This is a genomic window from Flavobacterium sp. (assembly GCF_017744675.1).
Lineage (GTDB): Bacteria > Bacteroidota > Bacteroidia > Flavobacteriales > Flavobacteriaceae > Flavobacterium.
The window spans coordinates 364,080-387,733 of sequence record NZ_JAGIAV010000005.1; the positions used below are offsets into that span (position 1 = coordinate 364,080).

Annotated in this window: 25 protein-coding genes and 1 riboswitch; of the genes, 9 read left to right on the forward strand and 16 right to left on the reverse strand. The window is 34.1% G+C overall.

Going from position 1 to position 23,654, the window contains the following annotated elements:
* Positions 1–6 precede the first annotated feature (6 nt).
* Positions 7–1,437 (forward strand): anion permease, encoded by a 1,431-nt coding sequence (locus tag J7574_RS18660; RefSeq protein ID WP_290972164.1) that lies wholly within the window; start codon positions 7–9, stop codon positions 1,435–1,437.
* On the opposite strand, the gene J7574_RS18665 is transcribed toward J7574_RS18660, so the two are convergent.
* Positions 1,434–1,736: an N-acetyltransferase gene (locus J7574_RS18665; protein ID WP_290972167.1), complete on the reverse strand. Its 303-nt coding sequence runs from the start codon at positions 1,734–1,736 to the stop codon at positions 1,434–1,436. The genes J7574_RS18660 and J7574_RS18665 overlap by 4 nt on opposite strands.
* 290 nt (positions 1,737–2,026) lie before the next feature.
* On the opposite strand from J7574_RS18665, the gene J7574_RS18670 reads away from it, so the two are divergent.
* Together J7574_RS18670 and J7574_RS18675 are read left to right on the forward strand one after the other, a co-directional pair.
* Complete coding sequence (locus J7574_RS18670) at positions 2,027–2,683, forward strand: alpha/beta hydrolase (protein ID WP_290972170.1); 657 nt, start codon at positions 2,027–2,029, stop codon at positions 2,681–2,683.
* Positions 2,684–3,026: 343 nt separating this feature from the next.
* Complete coding sequence (locus J7574_RS18675) at positions 3,027–3,389, forward strand: hypothetical protein (RefSeq protein WP_290972173.1); 363 nt, start codon at positions 3,027–3,029, stop codon at positions 3,387–3,389.
* 130 nt (positions 3,390–3,519) lie between these two features.
* Here the strand turns inward: J7574_RS18675 and J7574_RS18680 are convergent, their stop codons facing one another.
* Positions 3,520–4,035, reverse strand: a complete 516-nt coding sequence (locus tag J7574_RS18680; protein ID WP_008464839.1) for a hypothetical protein — start codon at positions 4,033–4,035, stop codon at positions 3,520–3,522.
* Positions 4,036–4,204: 169 nt separating this feature from the next.
* Here J7574_RS18680 and rpmH point away from each other — a divergent pair, with 169 nt between their 5' ends.
* Both rpmH and carB read left to right on the forward strand, forming a co-directional pair.
* Positions 4,205–4,366: a 50S ribosomal protein L34 gene (gene rpmH, locus J7574_RS18685; protein WP_008464848.1), complete on the forward strand. Its 162-nt coding sequence runs from the start codon at positions 4,205–4,207 to the stop codon at positions 4,364–4,366.
* A 144-nt stretch (positions 4,367–4,510) separates the two neighbouring features.
* The gene (carB, locus tag J7574_RS18690; protein ID WP_290972178.1) at positions 4,511–7,366 is read left to right on the forward strand and encodes a carbamoyl-phosphate synthase large subunit; all 2,856 of its coding nucleotides are present in this window, start codon (positions 4,511–4,513) and stop codon (positions 7,364–7,366) included.
* A gap of 72 nt (positions 7,367–7,438) precedes the next feature.
* Here carB and yiaA read toward each other — a convergent pair whose 3' ends face one another.
* The 5 genes from yiaA to J7574_RS18715 form a co-directional block, all read right to left on the reverse strand.
* Positions 7,439–7,837 carry an inner membrane protein YiaA gene (gene yiaA, locus J7574_RS18695; protein ID WP_290972182.1) on the reverse strand — a complete coding sequence of 133 codons (399 nt, stop codon included), beginning with the start codon at positions 7,835–7,837 and terminating at the stop codon, positions 7,439–7,441.
* 188 nt (positions 7,838–8,025) lie between these two features.
* Positions 8,026–8,565 (reverse strand): DUF4252 domain-containing protein, encoded by a 540-nt coding sequence (locus tag J7574_RS18700; protein WP_290972185.1) that lies wholly within the window; start codon positions 8,563–8,565, stop codon positions 8,026–8,028.
* A 2-nt stretch (positions 8,566–8,567) separates the two neighbouring features.
* The gene (locus J7574_RS18705; protein ID WP_290972188.1) at positions 8,568–9,095 is read right to left on the reverse strand and encodes a DUF4252 domain-containing protein; all 528 of its coding nucleotides are present in this window, start codon (positions 9,093–9,095) and stop codon (positions 8,568–8,570) included.
* Positions 9,096–9,114: 19 nt separating this feature from the next.
* Positions 9,115–9,576 (reverse strand): hypothetical protein, encoded by a 462-nt coding sequence (locus J7574_RS18710; protein ID WP_290972191.1) that lies wholly within the window; start codon positions 9,574–9,576, stop codon positions 9,115–9,117.
* Positions 9,563–10,072, reverse strand: coding sequence for a sigma-70 family RNA polymerase sigma factor (locus J7574_RS18715; RefSeq protein ID WP_290972194.1), 510 nt, complete (start codon positions 10,070–10,072; stop codon positions 9,563–9,565). Before J7574_RS18715 ends, J7574_RS18710 begins: the two co-directional genes overlap by 14 nt.
* Positions 10,073–10,242: 170 nt before the next feature.
* Between J7574_RS18715 and J7574_RS18720 the strand changes: the two genes are divergently transcribed.
* Positions 10,243–11,703 carry a S41 family peptidase gene (locus J7574_RS18720; RefSeq protein ID WP_290972197.1) on the forward strand — a complete coding sequence of 487 codons (1,461 nt, stop codon included), beginning with the start codon at positions 10,243–10,245 and terminating at the stop codon, positions 11,701–11,703.
* Between the two features lie 83 nt (positions 11,704–11,786).
* Here the strand turns inward: J7574_RS18720 and J7574_RS18725 are convergent, their stop codons facing one another.
* The 7 genes from J7574_RS18725 to J7574_RS18755 form a co-directional block, all read right to left on the reverse strand.
* Positions 11,787–12,821 (reverse strand): amine dehydrogenase large subunit, encoded by a 1,035-nt coding sequence (locus J7574_RS18725; RefSeq protein ID WP_290972199.1) that lies wholly within the window; start codon positions 12,819–12,821, stop codon positions 11,787–11,789.
* Positions 12,822–12,824: 3 nt separating this feature from the next.
* Complete coding sequence (locus tag J7574_RS18730) at positions 12,825–14,678, reverse strand: TonB-dependent siderophore receptor (protein ID WP_290972202.1); 1,854 nt, start codon at positions 14,676–14,678, stop codon at positions 12,825–12,827.
* A 26-nt stretch (positions 14,679–14,704) separates the two neighbouring features.
* Positions 14,705–14,913: riboswitch (cobalamin riboswitch) on the reverse strand.
* Between the two features lie 65 nt (positions 14,914–14,978).
* On the reverse strand, positions 14,979–15,512 hold the full coding sequence (gene cobC, locus J7574_RS18735) for an alpha-ribazole phosphatase (protein ID WP_290972205.1): 534 nt from the start codon (positions 15,510–15,512) through the stop codon (positions 14,979–14,981).
* On the reverse strand, positions 15,497–16,282 hold the full coding sequence (locus J7574_RS18740; protein ID WP_290972208.1) for an adenosylcobinamide-GDP ribazoletransferase: 786 nt from the start codon (positions 16,280–16,282) through the stop codon (positions 15,497–15,499). The genes cobC and J7574_RS18740 overlap by 16 nt, the downstream gene beginning before the upstream one ends.
* Before the next feature lie 134 nt (positions 16,283–16,416).
* Positions 16,417–18,096 (reverse strand): nicotinate-nucleotide--dimethylbenzimidazole phosphoribosyltransferase, encoded by a 1,680-nt coding sequence (cobT, locus tag J7574_RS18745; RefSeq protein ID WP_290972211.1) that lies wholly within the window; start codon positions 18,094–18,096, stop codon positions 16,417–16,419.
* A 147-nt stretch (positions 18,097–18,243) separates the two neighbouring features.
* Positions 18,244–18,753: a bifunctional adenosylcobinamide kinase/adenosylcobinamide-phosphate guanylyltransferase gene (cobU, locus tag J7574_RS18750; RefSeq protein WP_290972214.1), complete on the reverse strand. Its 510-nt coding sequence runs from the start codon at positions 18,751–18,753 to the stop codon at positions 18,244–18,246.
* Positions 18,754–18,854: 101 nt separating this feature from the next.
* The gene (locus J7574_RS18755) at positions 18,855–19,217 is read right to left on the reverse strand and encodes a DUF5522 domain-containing protein (RefSeq protein WP_290972217.1); all 363 of its coding nucleotides are present in this window, start codon (positions 19,215–19,217) and stop codon (positions 18,855–18,857) included.
* 94 nt (positions 19,218–19,311) lie between these two features.
* Here J7574_RS18755 and J7574_RS18760 point away from each other — a divergent pair, with 94 nt between their 5' ends.
* The 3 genes from J7574_RS18760 to J7574_RS18770 all read left to right on the forward strand — a co-directional run bounded on the left by J7574_RS18760 (position 19,312) and on the right by J7574_RS18770 (position 22,383).
* On the forward strand, positions 19,312–20,454 hold the full coding sequence (locus J7574_RS18760; protein WP_290972220.1) for an ABC transporter substrate-binding protein: 1,143 nt from the start codon (positions 19,312–19,314) through the stop codon (positions 20,452–20,454).
* Positions 20,455–20,516: 62 nt separating this feature from the next.
* Positions 20,517–21,485: an iron ABC transporter permease gene (locus tag J7574_RS18765; protein ID WP_290972314.1), complete on the forward strand. Its 969-nt coding sequence runs from the start codon at positions 20,517–20,519 to the stop codon at positions 21,483–21,485.
* A 121-nt stretch (positions 21,486–21,606) separates the two neighbouring features.
* A complete protein-coding gene (locus J7574_RS18770; protein WP_290972223.1) occupies positions 21,607–22,383 on the forward strand; it encodes an ABC transporter ATP-binding protein in 777 nt (258 codons plus the stop codon).
* 139 nt (positions 22,384–22,522) lie between these two features.
* Here J7574_RS18770 and J7574_RS18775 read toward each other — a convergent pair whose 3' ends face one another.
* Complete coding sequence (locus J7574_RS18775; protein ID WP_008464876.1) at positions 22,523–22,981, reverse strand: tRNA (cytidine(34)-2'-O)-methyltransferase; 459 nt, start codon at positions 22,979–22,981, stop codon at positions 22,523–22,525.
* 54 nt (positions 22,982–23,035) lie between these two features.
* Positions 23,036–23,617, reverse strand: a complete 582-nt coding sequence (locus J7574_RS18780; RefSeq protein ID WP_290972226.1) for a pseudouridine synthase — start codon at positions 23,615–23,617, stop codon at positions 23,036–23,038.
* Positions 23,618–23,654 lie beyond the last annotated feature (37 nt).

Genomic DNA, 23,654 nt, shown 5'->3' on the forward strand with positions numbered 1-23,654 from the left:
GTTTTTATGAAAGAAGTAAAAATTCCCCAGACTTTAATTACGCTGGCAGTTTTAGTTGCCATTTGGTTTATTCCGGCTCCAGAAGGTGTTGTAGTAGAAGCGTGGCATTTATTTGCGATTTTCGTAGCGACCATTTTAGGAATCATCTTAAAAGCGGCTCCAATGGGAACAATGTGTATGATTGCGATTGCCCTGACGGCGATGTCTCAAGTCTTGGCGCCTGGAGATCCTGGCAAATCGATCACATTGGCATTAAAAGGATTTGGAGATAAAGTAATCTGGCTCATCGGAATTTCTTTTTTCATAGCGAGAGGATTCATAAAAACAGGTCTGGGAAACAGAATAGCCTTTTTATTCATAAAAATTTTCGGCAAAAGTTCTCTAGGATTAGCTTACGGTTTAGGATTGGCCGATTTGGTTCTGGCGCCTGCAGTGCCCAGTAATACCGCTAGAGGAGGAGGAATTGTTTATCCGATCATGAAATCAATGTCGATGAGTTTTGGTTCAATGCCAGACAAACCAGAAACACATAGAAAATTAGGAGCCTATTTAACTTTGAATAGTTATAATATGAACCTGATTGCCTCTTCGATGTTTTTAACAGGAACGGCAAGTAACCCAATGTGTCAAAAGTTTGCTTTAAATTTAGGGATCAAAATTAGTTGGATGTCGTGGGCTGCTGCAGCGATTGTTCCGGGGTTGTGCGCCTTTTTTGTCATTCCGTTTGTACTTTATAAAATTTATCCTCCAGAGTTAAAGAAAACAGGTGATGCGCCACAGCTAGCCATGCAGAAATTGAAAGAAATGGGAGCCATTACAAGAGATGAATGGATGATGCTGCTAACGTTTTTTATTCTTCTTTTTCTTTGGATGACTGGAGATTTGTTCTCTATTGATGCTACCACAACCGCTTTTATCGGATTGGTAATTTTACTGCTGACTTCAGTTTTAACCTGGGAAGATGTAAAAGCCGAAAAAGGAGCTTGGGATACCATTGTTTGGTTTTCGGTTTTAGTAATGATGGCCAGCTCGTTGAACGAATTGGGCTTTATAGCGTGGTTTAGCGATTTGATAAAAGCTGAAATTGGCGGATTAAGCTGGCAGATGGCTTTTCCGATTATAATATTGGTGTATTTCTTTAGCCATTATCTTTTTGCAAGTGCCACTGCGCACGTTGCGGCAATGTACGCAGCCTTGCTTGGTGTTGGGGTTTCGCTCGGAATTCCGGGATTATTGCTAGCCTTTATGCTTGGTTTTGTCGGATCTCTTTACGGAACTTTAACCCATTATGGTCACGGTCCGGCACCCGTATTTTTCGGGAGCGGCTACGTTGACCTAAAGAGCTGGTGGATCAAAGGGCTTATAACCGGTTTGATTATGCTCTTAATTTATATGGTAATAGGAGGATTATGGCTCCGTGTTATTGGATACTTTTAGATTCTAATTCCAGGAGGAAGCAATTCTTTGTATCTAGGATTTTTTTTGAAAAATGAAACAATCTTTGGATGAATAGGAACTACTCTGTAATTTTTTTCAGAACTTAAGTCTAAAATATTCTTAAGCAAAGTGTTGATTGTTTCTTCGTTTTCGTAAGAATCTGGTTTGTTGATTTTGGTTAAGAAGATTTTTTTCTCTTGAAATTGATACTCAACTGCTAACATACCTTCAGGGATGACAGTTTCAAATTGGCGTGCAAAAGTGTTGTCTTTGATTTCCATAGTTACAGAAGTTTCCATAGTAATTTCTTGTTAGGTTATTGGTAAATAATGATTTGGGACTCAAAATATTCTTGAAAGAAAATTCTTTATAAGTTTTAAAATCAAAAAATATTTCGAAATGCAAAGGTAATCATTTGATTTTCAATATCGAATTATTTTTTTAAGATGTAAACTTTAAGTTTTTGATTCAAACCTCAATTTTTTTTGAATCGTTTTAAAATAGGTCTGAAATTTGATTGTCATGATATTAAAAAAAGTACCTTTATTTTTTAGAATAAATATCCTAATGGTAATTTCATTTTAATATTATGAGTAAAATTCCAGTTTATTTCATGCCCGGTTTGGCGGCCAGTTCATCTATTTTTGAAAGGATAAAATTGGATGAAAATAGTTTCGAAATGCATCTTTTAGAATGGGAAATCCCCAATCCAAAAGAATCTTTATCAGATTATGCGCTTCGAATAAGTAAAAATATTAAAGACGAAAATCCTGTTTTGGTCGGAGTTTCTTTTGGCGGAATTCTAGTGCAGGAAATTTCGAAGCATATCAAAACACGAAAAGTAATTATCATCTCAAGCGTTAGAAGCAATCTAGAATTCCCGAGAAGAATGAAAATAGGTAAGAGTACAAAAGCTTACAAACTAATCCCGATGCAGTTAATTCTGAATATTGAGAAATTGGCTAAATTTTCTTTTGGCGAAAAAGTCAATAAAAGAATTAAATTATACGAAAAGTTTCTTTCCGTTCGTGATTTAGGTTATCTGCAATGGGCCGTAGAAAGTGTAATTCTTTGGGATCGAGATAAAATCGATGAAAACGTAGTGCATATTCACGGAGATCAAGATGAGGTTTTTCCAATTAAGTACATTAATAAATGCATTTTGGTAAAAGGAGGAACTCATATTATGATTCTCAATAAGTATAAATGGCTAAATGAGAATCTGCCTTCTATTATATTGGAATAAAATTCAAAAAAAAATCAAATCCCAAGAATCAAATTCCAAATTCCAAACTTGGAGTTGATGTTTTAAGTTTTCAGCCTTTGTCAAAGTTTTAAACTTTGACAAAGGTTTGCGCAAAGTAACCATTAAGTTAACAGGCTAGTTTGTCATTGCGAGGAAAGAGAAATCTTCGCAAGTAGTTCCATAAAGAAATTCAATGAAAAGTATGAGAATCAGTATAATCGCTTTATTTCTAATTTTAGTAGGTTGTAAGTCTCCACAAAAAGAACATGATTTTACTTTTTTCAAATGGAATATCCATGAATCGTATTATTTAAAATTCAATTCATCTGATACACTTTATTATGTGAATGTTTACGGATATAATAAAGAAGAAACTTTTTTTACTATTTTGAACAGAGAGGAAAAGGAAAGAATTCAAAATATATTGGATACTATAACTTTTCCAAAGGAAGAAAGTTTTGAAAACAGTAAAGTTGAGGATGGAGAAACGAATGCCTTTGTATTAAAGAGCGAACAAAAGTTTAAAAAACTTAAAATTCACGAATCTGGTCCTAAACAATTTTGGCTTTTTGGGAAATCATTAAATCAATTGAAAATTAATCATCAATTTGTTAAAACGAATAAAAAGATAGATTTAAAAGAAATTAAAAAAATGGTTATTATGCCTATGCCTCCTGGTTTTGTTATCGATACTTTGGCCGATTGAATGCATTAGGCATCAAATCCTTCGACTTCGCTTAGGAGAGCAAAAAGAGAATCTAAACTCTAAAATTAAAAAAATCCCAAACTCTTTTGGAATTTGGGATTTTAAAAAATTGAAAATTAATTCGAAGAATTTAAATTTTCTTCATTTGTTCTTTCATCATTGAGATTTGCTCTTTCAGCATTCCTTGTTTGTCTAATTTTTTAGCTTCGTTTAATAAATTAGTAGCCTCAAGTTTTCTTCTGCGTGACATGGCAACTCCTGCAAGGTTTAATTTAGCTACAGCCAAATCCATATCCATTGATAGTCCAAGTTCGATTGCTTTTTTGAAATGTTTCTCTGCTTGGTTGATATTGGTTTGAGACAACATGATACCTTGTAAATAATTTAAGTATCCTTGTTGTTTTCTTACTAATGCCCCTTCAGGATTTTTGATATATGATAACCATTTATTAGCCCCTGCGAAGTCTTGTTTTCTTAATTTAAGGAAAGCTAAAAGGATGAATTCGTTTTTAAAATAAAGAAAAATCGGAATTGCAGTCAATAAAATCAAAAATATACCATTTCCGATATTACTTTCTGTAAATTGCCAAATGCCCGCCACTACTAGAAGTCCGGCCAAAATAAGTTTAATATTTTTGTGAAACATAATTAATGTAAATTTGTGATTGCAAAGATAGTAAAAGGAATTAAAAATATTTTTATAAAAGTACTTGCTAGAAAAAAAAGTCTTTGTATATTTGCACTCGGTTTTTGAACAACGATATCCAAAACCAAATAAACGAGTTAATAGATACCATTTTTAAAGATACAAAGCAATGAGCAAAAGAACATTTCAACCATCGAAAAGAAAAAGAAGAAATAAGCACGGATTTATGGACAGAATGGCTTCTGCGAATGGAAGAAAAGTTCTAGCGCGTAGAAGAGCAAAAGGAAGACATAAATTAACTGTTTCTAGCGAGCCTAGACACAAAAAATAATGTTTGTATAAACATACATAAGGCGATTACTTTTTTAGTATCGCCTTTTTTTATACCTTTTCGGTAATAATTTTGCAACATTCTAGTTTCGAATAAACTATGAATGTTTTTTAAAATCGTAAATAACTACACAATACATAAAAAATGCCTAAAGACACATCAATTAAATCCGTTTTAATAATAGGTTCAGGACCTATTGTTATTGGTCAAGCTTGCGAATTCGACTATGCAGGTTCTCAATCTGCTCGTTCTATTCGTGAAGAAGGAATTGAAGTTATCTTGATTAACTCAAATCCAGCGACGATTATGACCGACCCATCTATGGCCGATCATATTTATTTGAAACCATTAACTACAAAATCGATTATTGAAATTCTTAAGGAACATCCGCAAATTGACGCTGTTTTACCAACAATGGGAGGACAAACGGCTTTGAACTTGTGTTTGGAGGCTGAAGAAAAAGGAATCTGGCAAGATTTCGGAGTGAGATTGATTGGAGTTGATGTTAACGCAATCAATATTACAGAAGACAGAGAGCAGTTTAAGCAGCTTTTAGAAAAAATCAACGTACCAACAGCACCTGCAAAAACAGCTACTTCTTACTTAGAAGGAAAAGAAATTGCTCAAGAATTTGGCTTTCCACTTGTAATTCGTCCTTCGTTTACACTTGGAGGAACTGGAGCAGCTGTGGTTTACAAAAAAGAAGATTTTGATGAGCTTTTAACTCGTGGTTTAGAAGCTTCTCCAATCCATGAAGTTTTAATTGATAAAGCTTTAATGGGATGGAAAGAATACGAATTAGAGCTTTTAAGAGATAAAAATGACAACGTTGTAATTATCTGTTCGATCGAAAATATGGATCCAATGGGAATCCACACTGGAGATTCGATTACAGTGGCGCCAGCAATGACATTATCGGATACAACTTTCCAAAAATTACGTGACTACGCCATCTTAATGATGAGAAGCATCGGAAACTTTGCGGGAGGATGTAACGTACAATTTGCAGTTTCGCCAGACGAAAAAGAAGATATCGTAGCAATCGAGATTAACCCTCGTGTATCTCGTTCTTCCGCTTTAGCATCAAAAGCAACTGGTTACCCAATTGCAAAAATCGCTTCTAAACTAGCTTTAGGATACAACTTAGATGAGTTGCAAAACCAAATTACAAAATCTACTTCAGCTCTTTTTGAACCAACTTTAGATTATGTAATCGTAAAAATACCACGTTGGAACTTCGATAAATTTGAAGGTTCAGACAGAACTTTAGGTCTTCAGATGAAATCTGTAGGTGAGGTTATGGGAATCGGACGTTCTTTCCAAGAAGCACTTCATAAAGCAACTCAGTCTTTAGAGATTAAGAGAAATGGTTTAGGTGCTGACGGAAAAGGATACAAAGATTACGAATTAATTATCGACAAACTGACTCATGCAAGCTGGGATCGTGTTTTTGTAATCTACGATGCAATCGCAATGGGAATTCCGTTGAGTACCATTCACGAAATTACAAGAATCGACATGTGGTTCTTGAAACAATATGAAGAGCTTTATACTTTAGAAAAAGAAATCTCAAACTACAAAGTTTCTAATCTTCCTAAAGAATTGTTGCTTGAAGCGAAACAAAAAGGTTTTGCTGACAGACAATTAGCGCACATGATGAATTGCTTAGAAAGTGAAGTACACACTTTACGTATGGAGCAAAAAATCAACCGTGTATTTAAATTAGTAGATACTTGTGCGGCTGAGTTTAAAGCTTTAACGCCTTATTATTACTCAACTTTTGAAGCTGAAATTGAAAAAGCAAACGGAGAACGTTTTGTAGACAACGAAAGTATCGTAACAGATAAAAAGAAAGTGATCGTATTAGGTTCTGGACCAAACAGAATTGGACAAGGAATTGAGTTTGATTACTCTTGTGTACACGGAGTTTTAGCAGCTAAAGAATGCGGTTACGAAACGATCATGATTAACTGTAATCCTGAAACAGTTTCTACAGACTTTGATACAGCTGATAAATTATACTTCGAACCAGTTTTCTGGGAGCATATTTATGATATCATCCAACACGAAAAGCCAGAAGGTGTAATCGTACAGTTAGGAGGACAAACAGCTTTGAAATTGGCTGACAAACTTTCTAAATACGGAGTAAAAATCATCGGAACTAGTTTCGACGCACTTGACTTAGCAGAAGATAGAGGGCGTTTCTCTGACTTGTTGACTGAATTACATATTCCTTTCCCAAGATTCGGAATCGCTGAAACGGCAGATGAAGCTTCAAAATTAGCGGATACTTTAGATTTCCCACTTTTAATTCGTCCTTCTTATGTATTAGGAGGTCAGGGAATGAAAATTGTAATCAACAAAAAAGAGTTGGAAGAGCACGTTATCGACTTGTTGAAAGCAATTCCAGGAAACAAATTATTGTTAGATCACTACTTGGCTGGAGCAATCGAAGCAGAAGCTGATGCAATCTGTGATGCTGATGGAAATGTTTACATCATCGGAATTATGGAACACATCGAGCCTTGTGGAGTTCACTCTGGAGATAGTAACGCGACATTGCCTCCTTTCAACTTAGGAGAATTTGTGATGCAGCAAATTAAAGATCACACGCATAAAATTGCTAGAGCTTTAAAAACAGTTGGATTAATCAATATCCAGTTTGCGATTAAAGATGATACAGTTTACATTATCGAGGCAAACCCTAGAGCTTCTAGAACGGTTCCGTTTATTGCAAAAGCTTACGGAGAACCTTATGTAAACTACGCTACAAAAGTAATGTTAGGTCATAACAAAGTAACTGACTTTGATTTTAATCCGAAATTGAACGGTTATGCAATTAAGCAACCTGTTTTCTCTTTCAGCAAATTCCCGAATGTAAACAAAGCATTAGGGCCAGAAATGAAATCAACAGGAGAAAGCATCTTGTTTATCGATGACTTAAAAGACGATCAGTTCTACGAATTGTATTCTAGAAGAAAAATGTATTTGAGTAAATAATCTCAGATTCTATTATAAAAGAAAAAGCTCCAATGAAAATTGGAGCTTTTTTAGTTTAAAATCAATTTGGTGTTATTCACCTTGACCAAAATTCATATTGTCTCTAGTATTTTTTTGCACTGAAATTGCTCCAAACAATGCTAATAAAAAAGCAAATGCATAGAAACCTTTTTCGCTTGGCAGGATTGTAGCATTCCATAATCCAACAACTAAAAGAACAATTGAAAGCAAGGTTCCGAACCAGCAGATTCCGTAATAAATATCTGTTACAGGAAGTTTTTCAAGTCTGTCTCTTACACTTTTTTGCAATGAAACTACAGCAAAAAGGCCGAACATTAAAACGGTAAAGTAATATCCTTTTTCATTTAATAACATTTCAGCTCTTGCTAGTCCAACGATAAATCCGACTGTTCCTGCTCCAAGAGCTACCCAAGATGCCGCGATAAAGGCATTTGATGTTTTTTGTATCATATTAATTCTGGTTAAATTAGATTTTTGAGATTTGATTTTTTTGGTAATTTCAGTTCGTAAATGTAGCTAATTTTCATTAATGACAAAATGAAATTTTAAATGAATTAGTAAGTATAATCCTAATTTTTGTTAAATGAAAAAGCTCCAATAAAAATTGAAGCTTCCTTAATTGTAAAAGTAAGATTGTATTATTTTTTAAGTAATTGTTCTAAAGGCTTTAGCTGTTCCATATCTATTTTAGATTTCTGCAAAACAGACATTAATGTCATAATGTTGTTTGGATTCATGTTTTCGCCTAAAACGCGAACTACAGCAAACCCAGTTTCTTTTCTATTGGCAAAAATGACAAACTCTTTAATATTATCATCATTTCCAACATAGCTTACAGAAGCGCCGTCTCTACCAGAACCAAATTTCATCAATTCTTGATATTTCGGATCTTTCAATATGGCTTTTACTTTTGTTCTTTCTGTTTCAAATTGTGCTTGATTGCTCTTGTCTGCTTTAAAAGCTAGAATGTTCATTTTGTCAAACGAATTTAAAGCTTCATTTTGTTCTTTAGATAAATTGGCTTTGTCAACATTTAAAATGTTTGGCGAAATGTCTAAAGCGATAAAATCTTTTTTCTCCGAATTCTCAACAAAATATTTTTGCAGTGTTGGTTCAGAATTACAGCTTCCTAAAGTTAGGAGAGCTGTAAGTGCTACGATGATAATATTTGTTCTCATTTTTATTTTTTGCCTTTAGAAGCTTTCTTTAAGTCTGAACCGCCAGGAAGCTGCATTTTATCTGTTAATACAGAAATTTCGTTTATATCAAAATTACCAGTTAAAGATAATAAAACAGTTTCATCGTTTTTTGCACCTTCAACATACATTAAAAGTTCTCTTATTTGTGTGTCTGAAGCTCCAGATTTTACCATTATTCTAACATTTTTCCCTCCATCATTCACACGCATTAATTCTTCTAAACCGGCAGTTTTTACATATTTGTCGGCAGTAGCTTTCATATCGGCTTCGATTTTTGGATTTTTAGTCGTGAACACTTTTAAGTAGTCTAACTTTTTGATTAGAGCAATATACTGTTGTGTTTCTTTATCAGAAGCATCAACTTTTACTTTACTCATCAAGTCAAACATTTTTTTGTTTACGATTACAGAGGTTACATCGTCTTGACCATCAAATTTGTCAAAAGCACTTTGTGCATAAAAAGTGGTGGTAACAAAGGCGAATACTAAGGTTATAATGAAATTTCTCATGATTATTTTTGTGTTTAATTTACTGTTTAAAAATTTTGTTTTTTGATTGTTCATATTCTTTAATGTACTGTACACTTTCAATACCTACATTAACATGATTTGATAATAAAGCCAAAGCCTTTTGAGTTGCTTTTAAAGCTTCTTCTGGATCATCGTAAGTTCCTAATTCTGTTTGCGAAGCTACTGCAGCTGTATCATTTTGTTCGCTAACAAAAAAGTAAGTTCCGATACCCAATAAAAGAACAGCTGATGCCGCAATCGATAACCACGCTACGTTACGTTTTTTAGATTGTAGTGGAATTTCATACGTCGATTTTTGTTCTTTTGCTTGAGAGAAATAGCCAAACATAGGTTTGTATTGCTCCAAATGCTGCGCAACATTTGGTGAAGAAAAATATTCTTTTAATTGATTTTCCTCAGCAATAGAAGTTTCTCCCTGAAAGTATTTTTCTAATATCTCTTCTATTTTATTTAGTTCCATAAAGGTGTGTATTTGTCATTGATTCTCTAATTTTTTTTCTCGCTCTCGAAAGTGCCACTCGTATTGCCGTTTCGTTCATATTTACGATTTTGGCTATTTCTTCAAATTCATATTGTTCAACATCCCGAAGCTGAATTAACAGTTGCATTTGTTCAGGCATTTCATTTATAATTTTTTCGACCCATTCTAAACTATCCTGATCTTCTAGTTTTTTGTCCAATTGCGGCTGCCGATCGATAAAATTATTATGAACAATTTGCAGGTTGCTGGCTCTTTTAGATTTCAGCTGATCGAGACAATAATTTTTGGTCATAGTCATCGCCAATGCTTCAACACTATTGTAGCTTTCTAAATTGTCTTTTTTGTTCCATAATTTTACCATTACTTCCTGAGTTGCATCTTCTGCTTCTTCAGTACTTGTAAGCAATCTTTTTGCCAGACGAAAAACTTTGTCTTTAAAAGGATTTATTAATTCTATAAATACAACTTGGTTCATTAATCTGATGGTTAATCGTTAGCTTATATATTCAAGACGAGGCACAATTCTATTTGTTACAACAAAAAATAAAATATTTTTTTATGTAAAAAAAATACTGCTTTTGTGATGAAGGTAAAACTAAAGATACTACTTTTACGTTTATTCAGAATATAGATAACCAACACGATATGAAAACAACTTTAAAGAGCGTTCTTTTTCTCTTTTTATTCGCATTTTCTTTGCAGTCTTGCGAAGATCAGGATGATGTTGCCGCGCCAGCAGACTTGCAGATTAATAATTTTATCTGGAGAGGATTAAATGAAGTTTATTTATGGCAGCAAGATGTTCCAAATCTAGCCGATGGCCGTAATTTACAACCAGATTTTGATCAGTTTTTAAGAGGATACTCTCATCCCGAAGATTTATTTGAAGATTTATTAAACAAACCAGTAAGTAAATACCCAAATGGTGATGCCATTGACCGTTTTAGCTGGATTGTTGAAGACTACACTGTTCTAGAACAGGAATTAAGCGGTGTTACAAAAAATAATGGTGTCGATTTCAGATTGAGCCGTGTTGCTTCTGGCTCTAATGATGTTGTGGGGTATGTGCGATATATTATTCCAAATTCAGATGCTTCTACCAAAGCAATTAAACGAGGAGATTTGTTTACAAGTGTAAATGGTGTAAAGCTTACGGTTTCAAATTATCAGGATTTATTATTAAACAAAGATAGTTATACGCTAAACTTGGCAGATTATAACGGAAGCACTTTTGTTTTGAATGGAAAATCGGTTGACTTGACTAAAACTGTTTTAGAAGAAAACCCTATTTTAATTAATAAAGTAATTACTTCAGGAAGCCATAAAATTGGTTATTTAATGTATAATGGTTTTTATTCAGGATATGATGATAAATTAAACCTAGCTTTTGGAGAATTAAAATCGCAAGGAATTACAGATTTGGTTTTGGATCTTCGATATAATGGAGGAGGAGCTGTTACTTCGGCAATTAGGCTTTCTAGTATGATTACAGGACAATTTGATAACCAGATCTTTGCTAAAACACAGTTTAATACGAAGTGGATGAAAGACATGACTGCCGATGATTTAGAAAGTTTGAATTACAGATTTGTGAATAATATTGATGGAAAGGCATTAAACAGCTTAAATTTAAGTACCGTTTATATTATTACAACTGAAAGTACAGCTTCTGCAAGTGAATTGGTTGTTAATGGATTAAAACCTTATATTAATGTAGTTCAGATTGGAGAAACTACAACAGGTAAGAATGTTGGTTCATATACGATCTATGATTCTGAAACGCTCTTTACTAAAAAAGGTATCAACCCAAATCATAAATATGCTATGCAGCCGTTGGTTTTTAAAATTTCAAATTCTGCTGGTTTCGGAGATTATACACAAGGTTTGCAGCCTACTTATCAGCAATACGAGAAAGTTAGCACGTATGGTGTTTTAGGAGATTCTTCAGAGCCGTTACTAAATCTGGCTATTTCAAAAATTACGGGTTCTACTGCTAAGAGAATTTTTGATGATTCAGCGCCAAGTACGCCTTATTTGACAGATTCGAAAATCATAAACGGATTAAGACACGGAATGTACTTTCAAAATTCTCCGAAAGGACATTAATCTAATAAGATATAAAAATAGAAAAGGCTTTCAGAGATGAAAGCCTTTTCCATAAAAAAACAAAAACTAATTTCAAGTATATATTAATTGTTAAAGTAGAATCCGTTTGAACCTACGCCAACAGTTAATTCTTTTTCTAAAGTTCCTGATAAATTGTAGATGTAAGCTTTACTGTCTTTATCAAATTTTGCATCAGCAATGTAAATGCGGTTGTTTTCTACAGCAAAACCGTAAATGTAACTAGCTGGCGAATTTACAATTGCCGTTGTAGAAGGTGTCGTTGCATTGATGTCCATAGCATAAACAGAGCTTCCAGCGGTATAGTAAATTTTGTTGTCTTTAATGTCCATAAAACCTAAACCAGTTAAACTCTCTGGAAATGTAATTCTAGAAATAGATTTATCTGATAGCTTTAATTTCACAATTTCGCCTAATCCAGAATAAGGAGCTCTTAGAATAAATAAAGTTCCATTTTCTTCTTCGATAGAATCTCCGCTAGAGCCAATTTCTACTGTTTCTATTGCCTTTGTTGCAATGTTTACAATTAATAATTTAGTGCTGCTATTAGGTTCTGTAATGTATAATTTATCATTTTCTAAGATTAATCTGTTTGCAGTGGCATTTAACGCAATTTTTGATTCAACGGTATTGGTAGCCAGATTAATTACAGCAACATAATCGTCAGTGTCTCCAGTTGCTGGATTGATATAAGAATAGGTATTTGCATTTGTCACATAAGCTTTTCCGTCTTTGGTAACGCCGTATCTTGGATTTGCAAGACCAGAATCTATCTTTGCAATTAATTTAAAAGTGTAACGATTTACAACATTGATTACATTTGATCCTCCTGAGATGACATATGCTCGATCTCCATCAAAAAAGATATTTTGCAGATATCCGCCAATTAAATCAGAACCATTGACAGAAGCATAAACATCTTTGTTAAAAGAAGTAAAATCGTTGCTTGAGAAAGAAACGCTTCCTACAGATGAACTTCCTTCATTTAAAATAAAAAAACCATTGTCGTAAGCACCTTTCGGGCCATCGTTATCATCACTTGAACAAGAAGCGAATAACGAAATGCTTAACGCTATTAAAAGTAATTTACTAAACTTCATATATTAAAATTTTAAGGTTAAATACATATTGAAATTGCGACCTGGCATTGGTCTGTTTTCTAAACTTTCGTAATCTTTATTAAAGAGGTTTAAAACTTGAAAACCTATTTTGAATGAATCTAAAAATTTAAGATCGTAATCGATTCCGATATTCGAAATCGTATAATCATTAATGATTTCGTTAGGATCGTTATCAGCTCTTGTATAAACAAATCCGTTATAAAGAATTTGATAATAAGCGCTTATTTTATTTCTATAATATGAAATGGCTCCTGTAGCTTTGTTGAATGGAACAAAAAAGATCTGATTTTTAGTTTTTTCATCCTGCGAAACCGTATAAGCATAAGTAGCGTTTACAGCAAAAATGTTTTTGCCATAGCTTTTCTTCCAGCCCAACATGGTTTCAGTTCCGTAACTGTTTACTTTGTCTTGGTTTATCGGACTCCAAATACCGTTTACGCCTGGAACCCATTGCAGCATGTCGGTAATTTTCATATAATAAAAATTCTGCGTCCAAGTCAGATTTTTGAATGTAAAGACATTTCCAATCTCTCCTTGATAAGAGCTTTCAGGCTTTAGGTCTAGATTTCCGCCTGGATTCCAATACAAATCGTTGTAAGTTGGAATTCTAAAGTTTCTAGAAACATTCAGTTTTAAATTATACCAATCATTAAACTTATAAGAAGATCCTAAATTGAATAAAATGGGAGATTTGTAATTGTCAGTAAATTCTTTTCTAATGCCCAATTCGTTTTTCCAATTAGTACCAAAATCTTGTCTAATCAATAAAGCGGCAGAACTGATCTCGCGAATGTGATTGCCAAAACTTGTTCCGTAACCGTTTGTCCTGCTATAATCTATAATTCCGTTTACATGTGTTGATTTGAATAAATGATAATCGACATCAAGCTTCGTAATTAAGTTTTCGGTCTTTCCGTAGGTATAATTTTTTAAAGCATTATTGGCAAAATATTGGTAGTTTTCGAAAATATAAGCCGTTTTAAAATTGGTTTTTAGTTTTCCGAAAGTTCCGTCATATTCCAAAAGATTCCGATTGAAACCATTTATGTATTTGCTTTTGGTTTCAGATTCTGTAATTAGCGAAGTATTGCGATCAGTGTTTGAAGTCTGACTGTAAAGTTTTAAAATATGATTTTTGTTGAATTTATAGCCAACATTGGCACTCAGCGTAATAATATCGTATTGCCCATTCTGATTCCATCGCTGTTCGCCTCTCCATGTATAACGATTTAAGTATTTATAATCGTTTGTTGAGCTGTTTTTCGAAAATCCGATTTGAGCACTCCATTTTTTGTTAGAAATAGCAGTTTTATAATTAATCCCAATTGTATTAAAACTGCCGTAATCTAGTCGTAAATTATTCTCAAAACGATTATAAAACAACAAATCGTTATTTAAATGCACCGTTCCTCCAACAGCACCGCTTCCATAAATTACACTTCCACCGCCGGCTTTTACGCTTATCGAATTATAATCGGAACCCGAAATAGTATTGAAGTCGGTGCTGCCGTTCATTTGAGAATTAATATTTATTCCGTTCCAGATAACAGCTGTCTGAGAAGAAGTTGTTCCTCTGAAAGAAACTGTAGAAAGCATTCCGCGTCCGTATTCTTTAAAATACAAAGTCGAATTAAAGTTTAATAAATCGGTTAAGAGTGCCTCGTTTTTGTTGATTATAGAATCATTCAGTTTCAAAACAGACTGTGAAGCCGAGTAAGTCCTTAAATTTTTGTCTGAAACAAAAACTTCTTTAAGACTGGTAATAGAATCGCTTTGCGCCGAGATAACCTGGCACATCACAAATAAACAAAAAGTAAAAAATCGTTTTAAAGTCATAATTTCTTCACTCTTTTTCCCGAGAGCTTGATAATTGTTATAAAGGCAGGTCTCCTGGCTCGCGTCTTGCTGTTTACCTTCCCATTCGCCGCGGCGAACAGTGGTTGTAGTTAACAGCAAGCATTCATTTTCTGAACTAAGCTTACAGTTGCGGGTACAGCTCAAGAATTTACTTGATTCCCTTTTAATGTATTTTTAAATAGTAAAAAACACAACCTTAATTTGCAGCAAAGATAAAGTTAAAAATATTGATTATTCAAATTTGTTTTATGTTTCATAGAAAATTATAAACAATTTGCACTAAAAATCGATTTTTATAACTTCTCCGAAATCAACTTTATTATTGAAAGCATCTTTTAACGGCAGTGAACTCTGGTGGCATAAAATGCTCCTGATGATTCCCGCATGCGCAACAATTACGATTGGCTGATTTATTTTTGAAATAGTCTCAGATAAAAAATCTCCGACTCTGTCGTGCAGTTCGACAAAAGATTCTCCATTTGTAACTTTGATATTTACAAAATCTTCCATCCACGGATTGAGTTCTTCTGGCGGAATTTCATTCCAGGTTTTTAATTCCCAATCGCCAAAATTCATTTCTTTTAAACGTTCGTCTTCCTGATAAGAAATGGTTTTAATATTTTCTTGAATGTGTTTGGCTAAAATGACACAGCGTTTTAAAGGACTCGAAAAAATAAAGGCTTCTGAAGGTAATTCTGAAACGATTCTTCCGAAAATTTCATCAAATGGTTCTGCAATGTCAACATCAGATTGTCCGTAGCAGATTCCTTTTTCGCAGATGGTTTCGGTGTGACGGACTAGATAAATTTCCATAAAAATAATAGGCTTAAGTAAAATACCACTTCGCAAACTTGTTGCGTAGCGCCAAGACAATCTCCAGTATAGCCATCAATCCATTTTTGAAAATAACGGGCTAGGAAATAGCGGGTAAGAAAAACAGGAATTACCGCAAGAAGAAATTTTAAATCAAAATAGGAAAAGACGATTAACGGAATTAAGCCAAAGAAGAAAGAACCAAAAACTTCTTTCCAAGTATATTGTTTTGCAATTGGCTTGCTTTTACTCGAAGCATCTTCACGAGAATACTCATGTGTAAAAATAATGCTGATTGCCGCCAAACGACTCAAAGAATGAGCAGAAATAAACAAGAGAAAAACTTGAAAAATGTTATCAGTGAAAAGTAAAATGTTTTCTGAAAGCAATTTAAATTTTAATAGAAATAGTAAAACCAATCCGATTGCTCCGTATGCGCCAATGGCGCTATCTTTCATAATCAGTAAGATTTTTTCTTTGGTCCAGCCTCCGCCAAAGCCGTCGCAGACATCTGCAAATCCGTCTTCATGAAAAGCGCCTGTTGTTAAAATAGAGGCAATGATTGCCAAGATTACAGCAATTTCTGTTGAAAGAAATTGGGCAAATAGAAAATAAGCTAAAAATGAAATACTTCCCACAATCCATCCAATAAAAGGGAAATATCTTGTGGCTTTATTTAAATAATCGGGATGATGCGTAATGTTTTTTGGACATGGAATCCTAGTGTAAAACATTAGACAGGTAAAGAAAATGTGGAGTTCTTTTTTCATTTTATATAATTGGTTTTCCGTCGAAATGACAAAAGTGAGAATAAATAATACGGTAACATAATTATTTTAAAGTATCAGTATATAATTCCAGATTTATCGTAAAGTTTACTGTGACTGAAAACTGCGCCTGAGCACTATTTCCTACTCACTCCAGCGCTTTCAAAACTAGCCATTTCATTCAAAAAAGCTTCGGCCGATTTTAAAATCGGAAAAGCAACAGCACAGCCAGTACCTTCTCCCAAACGCAAATCTAAATTTAAAATAGGTTTTGCTCCCAGATATTTCAGCAATTCTGAATGTGCTTTTTCGGCAGAGCAATGACAAAAAACAGCATTTTGTTTGATGTTCGGATTTATTTTAAAAGCAATTAAATATGCAACTGTACAAATAAAACCGTCAACTAGAATCAGCATTTTATTTTCAAAAGCTTCAAGCATTGCTCCAGACATTTGAAGGATTTCAAAACCTCCAAAATAAGAAAGTTGTGATATTAATTCGGTTGTGCCAGAATAACTATCAATTGCTTTTTTAAGCAAGTTTTGTTTTAGAAGCAGTTTTTCGTTTTCGACTCCAGTTCCTTTTCCGACGCATTCTTCGATAGGAAAACCTGTTAGAATACTCATTAAAACAGAAGCCGTTGAAGTATTTCCGATTCCCATTTCGCCAAAACCAATGCAATTGGAACCTGATTTTGCAATATTTTCGACAATCGATTTTCCTTTATTCAAACACAATTGGACTTCAGATTTGCTCATGGCAGGAACGTGAAGAAAAGATTGCGTTCCTTTGGCAATTTTAGCATCGATTAAATTAGCATTTGTAGGGAAATCGTAATTGACGCCAGAATCGACAATAGACAATTCAATGTTATTTTGTTTGCAGAAAACATTTATAGCAGCACCTCCTTCGAGAAAATTATTGACCATTTGTCGCGTAACATCTTGCGGATAATCGCTTACGCCATGATTGGCAATTCCGTGATCGGCAGCAAACACTACAATATTAGGTTTTAGAATTTTTGGATTTAAAGTTTCAAAAACCGTTGCCATCTGAAAAGCTAAAGATTCTAAAGTTCCCAAAGAACCAACAGGTTTTGTTTTTGAATCTATTTTTTCTTGCAGAAGAGAATGGAAATCAGATTTGTTTTCTGTTTTATTTTCCGATTTCAAATCAAAATCTGGAAGATTTACTTGATGTATTTCTTTAATTTCAGTGCAGATAGGAGCTTCCGATTTTTGTTTCCAATGCAATTGCTGCAGCATGGGCTGATTGTTGTAATTGGTTGCCGGTTTTCCGATGCAGAAATATCCTAGCGGCTCAATGTTTTCTGGTAAATCAAGGATTTTTTTAAACTGATAATAATTTAAAATTGAAACCCAGCCCATTCCGTAGCCTTGTTCTGTGAGTGAAAGCCAAATGTTTTGCGCCGAACAAACCGAACTGAATTTTACCGCCTCATTACTGCCAATTGTTCCAATTGTAAACTGATTCAGAACCGAACGATCGTAAGCAATTATAAGCCCGATTGGAGCTTCTTCGATTGCTTCGAGTTTTAAAGATCTATAGAGTTCTTTCTGTTCAGGGTTGTCGGTAAGTTCTTCTGCTTTTTTATTATAATCTAAAAAAAGGTTTTTAATAGACTTTTTTACTTCATTCGATTTAATTAAGTAATAACGTGTTGCATCAGTTAGCCCAACAGACGGCGCCCAATGTCCGGCCTGTAATGCTTTTTCTAGCACTTCATCAGGAACTTCATCGCATGTAAAATGTCGGGTATCTCGGCGGGATTTTAATATATCGTCTAAATGGCTCATTTTTTTAAATTCCAAATTTTTTAAATTCCAAATTCCAAATCTGAAAATGGAAATTCTAGTAAAGATAAAGCTTAGCTTTGGAATTTGGAATTTAAAATTTGGGATTTCTTTTCAATTTATTGGAATTTGGAATTTCTGTATTGGAATTTAACCTTTGATTTTAACTGGAATTCCAGAAACCATTAACACAACTTGATCGGCATTTGCAGCAAGAAATTGATTCATCCAGCCTTGAAGCTCAACAAATTTTCGCCCGATATGAGTTTCTGCATGAACACCCATTCCGATTTCATTTGTTACGATAATGATGTTGGCATTTTTGTGTTCGGCAATAGCAAGAAATTCTTTTTTAGCTTCTTCCAAACTTATTTCCACATCGTTTTTATTGTCAACAAAGAAATTAGTCAGCCAAAGTGTTACACAGTCAATTAAGGCCGTTTTGCCAGAGAAATCAATTTCGCTTAAATACTTCTCTTTTTCGATATTGGTCCAATACTCGTCTCTTTCTTTCTGATGGCGGTCAATTCGGTTTTGAAAATCCGCATCCCATTTTCGTGCTGTTGCTACATATAAAGGAGAATTAGAAAGTTCTAAAGCTAATTTCTGAGCATAACCGCTTTTGCCAGAACGTTCGCCGCCCGTTACCAAGTAAATCATTTTATTAATTATAAGTTTTGAATTATGAATTATGAGTTCGAGCAAGTTATAAATTAATTATGAAGATCAACTCATAATTCATAATTTATAACTCACGACTACTAATAAGGGCAATGTCGGCAGTTGTTTCCGCAACAAGTTCCTCTTTTTAGATGGAACCAAGCTTTAAAAACATAATTGCCATTTTCGATATAATAATCGATTCCTTCAATTAAATTATCATTTTTAGGCAGATGCATAGCTTTATTATTAAGAGCCTTTTTAGGAGTTATGGTTTCGATATAAGCATCAATTTTATCTTCGCAGGCTTCCTTAAAGCACGCAGGACAAAGGCAATCGCCTCCTTCTGAAAGATTGAAAATAGGTGGGTAATCATTACACCAGCACTTATTTTCGGGTGAAGTGTCGCCGCAAGAAAAAGCGGTTTCGCAACTGGAGCAGATTTTTGTTTTTGGTACATTCATCAAATAAAATGCTATTTGTTTAAATTTGTACGAATAAAGGTAAACAAAAAAAATAGAAATTGATTTACCTTTGTGGCTACACAAAACATAAAATATGAAATATTTTTTCCATAAATTACCCGTCGTTTTTGTACTCCTTATTCTAATTGGATGTAAAAAAAATGAAACGCAAGACACTGTAAAATCTACCCCTGCCAAAGAAAACATCGAATTTGCATCTGGACTTTCAATCGTAAAATATGAAGGCTATTCTATTGTAAATGTGACCAATCCATGGCCAAATGCTAAAGGAAATTTTACTTACATTTTAAAAGAAAAAGACGCACAAATTCCGGATAGTTTAAAACAATATATGGCTATAAAAGTTCCTCTAGAAACTGTTGTGGTAACTTCAACAACCAATATTCCTTTTTTGGAAATGCTGGAAGTGGAGAATAAATTGGTAGGATTTCCGCATACCGATTACATTTCTTCGGAAAAAACAAGAGCATTAATCGACAAAGGTTCGGTAAAAAACGTTGGGCAAAATGAAAAATTGAACATCGAACAATTAATAGAATTGTCGCCAGATTTGATTGTCACGTTTGGTGTCGATAATAATAATCCGATGCTGGATAATCTGAAAAAAAGCGGTTTGAATGTTTTGATTCAAGGCGATTGGATGGAACAGTCTCCGCTAGGAAAAGCAGAATGGATTAAACTTTATGGCGCTTTGTTTGGAAAAGAAGACAAAGCAAAAGAATTGTTTGATAAAATTGTAGAAAGCTACAATCAGGCAAAGAAACTCGTTAACGATAAACCTGCAACCTCAAAAGTTTTATACGGTTCTATGTATGAAGATGTTTGGTATGTTGCTAAAGGAAACAGTTGGGTAGCGCAGTTTATGAAAGATGCCAAGTCCAATTATTTATGGGCTGATTTAAAAGGAACTGGAAGTGAAGGTTTGTCTTTTGAAAAAGTTTTAGACAAAGCAAAAGATGCTAATATATGGATCGCTTCGGGATCTTTTAAAAGTTTGGGCGAATTGCAAAAAGCAAATCCTCATTATGCCGAATTTGATGCTTTTAAAAATAAAACGATTTACAATTTTGAAGGTAAAGTAGGAGCGACAGGCGGAACGGTTTACTACGAATTAGCACCAAGCCGTCCAGATTTGGTTTTGAAAGATTATATCAAAATTTTTCATCCCGATTTATTGACGAGCTATGAATTTACTTTTGCTTCTAAACTGAACTAATTTTGGTAAACAAAACACGAAATACCATTTTATTTGCCGTTCTGGGTTTAGGTCTTTTATTAATGTTTTTTGCCAGCATTAGTCTAGGCTCGGTTACAATTCCGCTAAAAGATGTTGTAGCCAGCTTAACAGGAGGACAGGCAGCAAAATCGACTTGGGAATATATTATCATTAATTACCGTTTGCCAAAAGCGATTACAGCAGTTTTAGTTGGAACCGGACTTTCAATTAGTGGACTCTTGATGCAGACTTTGTTTCGAAATCCGCTTGCGGGCCCTGATGTTTTAGGATTAAGTTCTGGAGCAAGTCTTGGTGTTGCTTTTGTGATTTTGGGAGCAGGATTTTTACCGTCGTTTTTAAGCGCAATAGTTCTGTCATCTTACGGAATGGTTTTAGCATCAACGTTAGGGAGCACATTAGTTTTGTTCCTAATATTATGGGTTTCGCAGAAATTACGGGATACAATGGCCATTTTGATTATTGGTTTAATGTTTGGAAGTTTTACAACATCGATTGTTAGTGTTTTAAGTTATTTTAGTACAGCAGAACAACTTCAAAAATTTACTTTTTGGTCAATGGGAAACCTCGGAAATCTTTCGTGGACAGGCATTGCAATTTTGGCAACTTGCGTTGGAATCGGATTGCTTTTAAGTGTAAAAAGTATTAAATCGCTGAATGCCTTGCTTCTTGGCGAAAACTACGCTAAAAGTATGGGATTAAATTTTAAGCAAGCCAGATTAATAATCATATTTGCTACCAGTATATTATCTGGAGCGATTACAGCTTTCGCTGGACCAATTGCTTTTATTGGTATAGCAGTACCACACATCGCAAAACTGACTTTTCAGACTAGCAACCACACTATTTTATTTTGGAGCACTCTCTTTTTCGGATCCATAATAATGTTGTTTTGCGATATCGTTTCCCAAATGCCAGGCTTTGACGTAACGCTTCCTATAAATGCAGTTACCTCTATAATTGGCGCACCGGTTGTGATTTGGCTTTTAGTTAGAAAAAGAAATTTTCAATAAATTATTTTGCAACAGATTAATAGATTAAAAAGATTTTTCCTTAATCTAAAAAAAAACTTAGTATCTCAGCATCTTAGTAACTTAGTATCTCAGCATCTTAGTAACTTAGAATCTAAAAGAAATGAAAAACATCTTAACAACTTCAAAACTAAACATTGGATACAAATCCAAGAAAGGCGTTACGACTATTGCTGAGAATTTAAATTTAAACTTAGCCTCAGGAAAACTCATTACTTTAATAGGAGCAAATGGAATAGGAAAATCAACTTTACTGCGAACGATTACTGGAATTCAGAAACCATTGTCTGGAAATGTTTTTTTAAACGAAAGAAAGATTTCAGATTATCGGCCTTTAGAGTTGGCACAAAATCTGAGTTTGGTTTTAACCGAAAAACTGCCTCCAAGTAATCTTTCCGTTTTCGAATTGATCGCTTTAGGACGCCAGCCTTATACCAACTGGGTTGATAAATTGTCTGATGAAGATATTGCAAAAGTTCACGAGGCAATGCGCTTAACTCAAATTGAGCATTTGGCTTCAAAAAAACATTTTCAAATTAGCGACGGACAATTACAGAAAGTATTAATTGCAAGAGCTTTGGCTCAGGATACGCCATTAATTATTTTGGACGAACCAACAACACATTTGGATTTGTTACACAAAGTTTCGTTATTCAAACTATTAAAGAGGCTGACGCAAGAAACTCAAAAATGCATTCTATTTTCAACACACGACATCGATTTGGCAATTCAATTAAGCGATGAAATGATTATGATGACGCCAGAAAACATAACGCAAGACCAACCTTGTAATTTAATTTCGAATGGAAGTTTCAGCAATTTGTTCAAAGACGAACATATTGTTTTTGATGCCGAAAAAGGGAAGTTTATTGTGAGTTAGTTTTTTTAGGAGCTAAATCCTGCTGTCCGCTATATCTTTTGTGGTGAACCCCACCACAAAAGGATGCCGCTTCCATCAGGGCTAATAGTTCTTTTTTCAGAAGAAGTTTTCCCGATTAAACAGTTAAACAAATAAACGATTAAACCTTTTTCAATCCAATTTGTCTTTTCGCTTCACCAACCACAAAGGCAACAGAATTAGCAATATTAAAACTGCGAATAAGCGGAGACATTGGAATCGTTAAATGATTTTCGAATCTTGCCATAAACTCCTTGCTTAAACCAACACTTTCTTTCCCGAAAACCAGCCAATCACCATCTTGAAATTCGTTTTCTAAATAGGATTTCTCAGAATGCGAACTCATTAAAAATACGCGAGAGTGATCTGGAATTTGTGCAATCCATTCTTCTACATTTTGATATTCGGTTACATCAAGATGAACCCAATAATCCAATCCCGAACGTTTCAGGTTTTTGTCGTTAATTACAAATCCGAAAGGGTGAATTAAATGAAGACGGCTTTCTGTCCCAACGCACAATCTGCCAATATTTCCGGTATTATTTGGTATTTCTGGTTCTACAAGAACAACGTTTAACATCTTTTTGAGTTATGAATTATAAGTTATTAGGTTTTTTAGAAAATTATCTAATTATCAAATTGGCACATTGTCTAATTGAAAATCAGAAACTTCGAGAACTTCGCCTGCTTTTAGGTTTTGCAAATATACATTTCCTATTCGAACACGAACGAGACGAAGAGTCGGAAAACCAACTGCAGCAGTCATTTTTCGAACCTGACGAAACTTTCCTTCATTTACAGTAATAGACGCCCAAGAAGTTGGACCATGACGTTCGTCTCTTATTTTTTTGGCTCTTGCTCCAAAATCGGGAATTTCAGTTACGATAAAAGCTTTGCAGGGTTTTGTTTTGTATTTGCCGCCGTCGAGACCAATTTCTACACCTTTTTGCAATTGTTCTATCGCTTCGGGAGTAATTAATCCGTCAACTTGCACGTAATATTCTTTTTCAACCTTTTTACTTCGAATGAGTTCGCTCATATTTCCATCAGTAGTCAAAAAAAGCAATCCTTCAGAATCTTCGTCCAATCTTCCAATTGCCATTGTTCCTTCTGGGAAATCATACAGCTCGCCTAAAAGCTTTTTCTTTCTTTTTAATTCATAAATAAATTGGCTTAAGTAGCCGTAAGGTTTAAAAAGAATGAAGTGTCGGTGCATTTTTAATTTTTTGCAAAGATAGTTCTTTCATAAAATA

What these genes read in the sequence shown, in the direction of transcription:
- J7574_RS18660 (WP_290972164.1), top strand. Translation starts at nt 7, where the DNA reads ATGAAAGAAGTAAAAATTCCCCAGACTTTAATTACGCTGGCAGTTTTA.
- J7574_RS18665 (WP_290972167.1), bottom strand. Translation starts at nt 1,736, where the DNA reads ATGGAAACTTCTGTAACTATGGAAATCAAAGACAACACTTTTGCACGC.
- J7574_RS18670 (WP_290972170.1), top strand. Translation starts at nt 2,027, where the DNA reads ATGAGTAAAATTCCAGTTTATTTCATGCCCGGTTTGGCGGCCAGTTCA.
- J7574_RS18680 (WP_008464839.1), bottom strand. Translation starts at nt 4,035, where the DNA reads ATGTTTCACAAAAATATTAAACTTATTTTGGCCGGACTTCTAGTAGTG.
- rpmH (WP_008464848.1), top strand. Translation starts at nt 4,205, where the DNA reads ATGAGCAAAAGAACATTTCAACCATCGAAAAGAAAAAGAAGAAATAAG.
- carB (WP_290972178.1), top strand. Translation starts at nt 4,511, where the DNA reads ATGCCTAAAGACACATCAATTAAATCCGTTTTAATAATAGGTTCAGGA.
- yiaA (WP_290972182.1), bottom strand. Translation starts at nt 7,837, where the DNA reads ATGATACAAAAAACATCAAATGCCTTTATCGCGGCATCTTGGGTAGCT.
- J7574_RS18700 (WP_290972185.1), bottom strand. Translation starts at nt 8,565, where the DNA reads ATGAGAACAAATATTATCATCGTAGCACTTACAGCTCTCCTAACTTTA.
- J7574_RS18705 (WP_290972188.1), bottom strand. Translation starts at nt 9,095, where the DNA reads ATGAGAAATTTCATTATAACCTTAGTATTCGCCTTTGTTACCACCACT.
- J7574_RS18710 (WP_290972191.1), bottom strand. Translation starts at nt 9,576, where the DNA reads ATGGAACTAAATAAAATAGAAGAGATATTAGAAAAATACTTTCAGGGA.
- J7574_RS18715 (WP_290972194.1), bottom strand. Translation starts at nt 10,072, where the DNA reads ATGAACCAAGTTGTATTTATAGAATTAATAAATCCTTTTAAAGACAAA.
- J7574_RS18720 (WP_290972197.1), top strand. Translation starts at nt 10,243, where the DNA reads ATGAAAACAACTTTAAAGAGCGTTCTTTTTCTCTTTTTATTCGCATTT.
- J7574_RS18725 (WP_290972199.1), bottom strand. Translation starts at nt 12,821, where the DNA reads ATGAAGTTTAGTAAATTACTTTTAATAGCGTTAAGCATTTCGTTATTC.
- J7574_RS18730 (WP_290972202.1), bottom strand. Translation starts at nt 14,678, where the DNA reads ATGACTTTAAAACGATTTTTTACTTTTTGTTTATTTGTGATGTGCCAG.
- cobC (WP_290972205.1), bottom strand. Translation starts at nt 15,512, where the DNA reads ATGGAAATTTATCTAGTCCGTCACACCGAAACCATCTGCGAAAAAGGA.
- J7574_RS18740 (WP_290972208.1), bottom strand. Translation starts at nt 16,282, where the DNA reads ATGAAAAAAGAACTCCACATTTTCTTTACCTGTCTAATGTTTTACACT.
- cobT (WP_290972211.1), bottom strand. Translation starts at nt 18,096, where the DNA reads ATGAGCCATTTAGACGATATATTAAAATCCCGCCGAGATACCCGACAT.
- cobU (WP_290972214.1), bottom strand. Translation starts at nt 18,753, where the DNA reads ATGATTTACTTGGTAACGGGCGGCGAACGTTCTGGCAAAAGCGGTTAT.
- J7574_RS18755 (WP_290972217.1), bottom strand. Translation starts at nt 19,217, where the DNA reads ATGAATGTACCAAAAACAAAAATCTGCTCCAGTTGCGAAACCGCTTTT.
- J7574_RS18760 (WP_290972220.1), top strand. Translation starts at nt 19,312, where the DNA reads ATGAAATATTTTTTCCATAAATTACCCGTCGTTTTTGTACTCCTTATT.
- J7574_RS18765 (WP_290972314.1), top strand. Translation starts at nt 20,517, where the DNA reads ATGTTTTTTGCCAGCATTAGTCTAGGCTCGGTTACAATTCCGCTAAAA.
- J7574_RS18770 (WP_290972223.1), top strand. Translation starts at nt 21,607, where the DNA reads ATGAAAAACATCTTAACAACTTCAAAACTAAACATTGGATACAAATCC.
- J7574_RS18775 (WP_008464876.1), bottom strand. Translation starts at nt 22,981, where the DNA reads ATGTTAAACGTTGTTCTTGTAGAACCAGAAATACCAAATAATACCGGA.
- J7574_RS18780 (WP_290972226.1), bottom strand. Translation starts at nt 23,617, where the DNA reads ATGCACCGACACTTCATTCTTTTTAAACCTTACGGCTACTTAAGCCAA.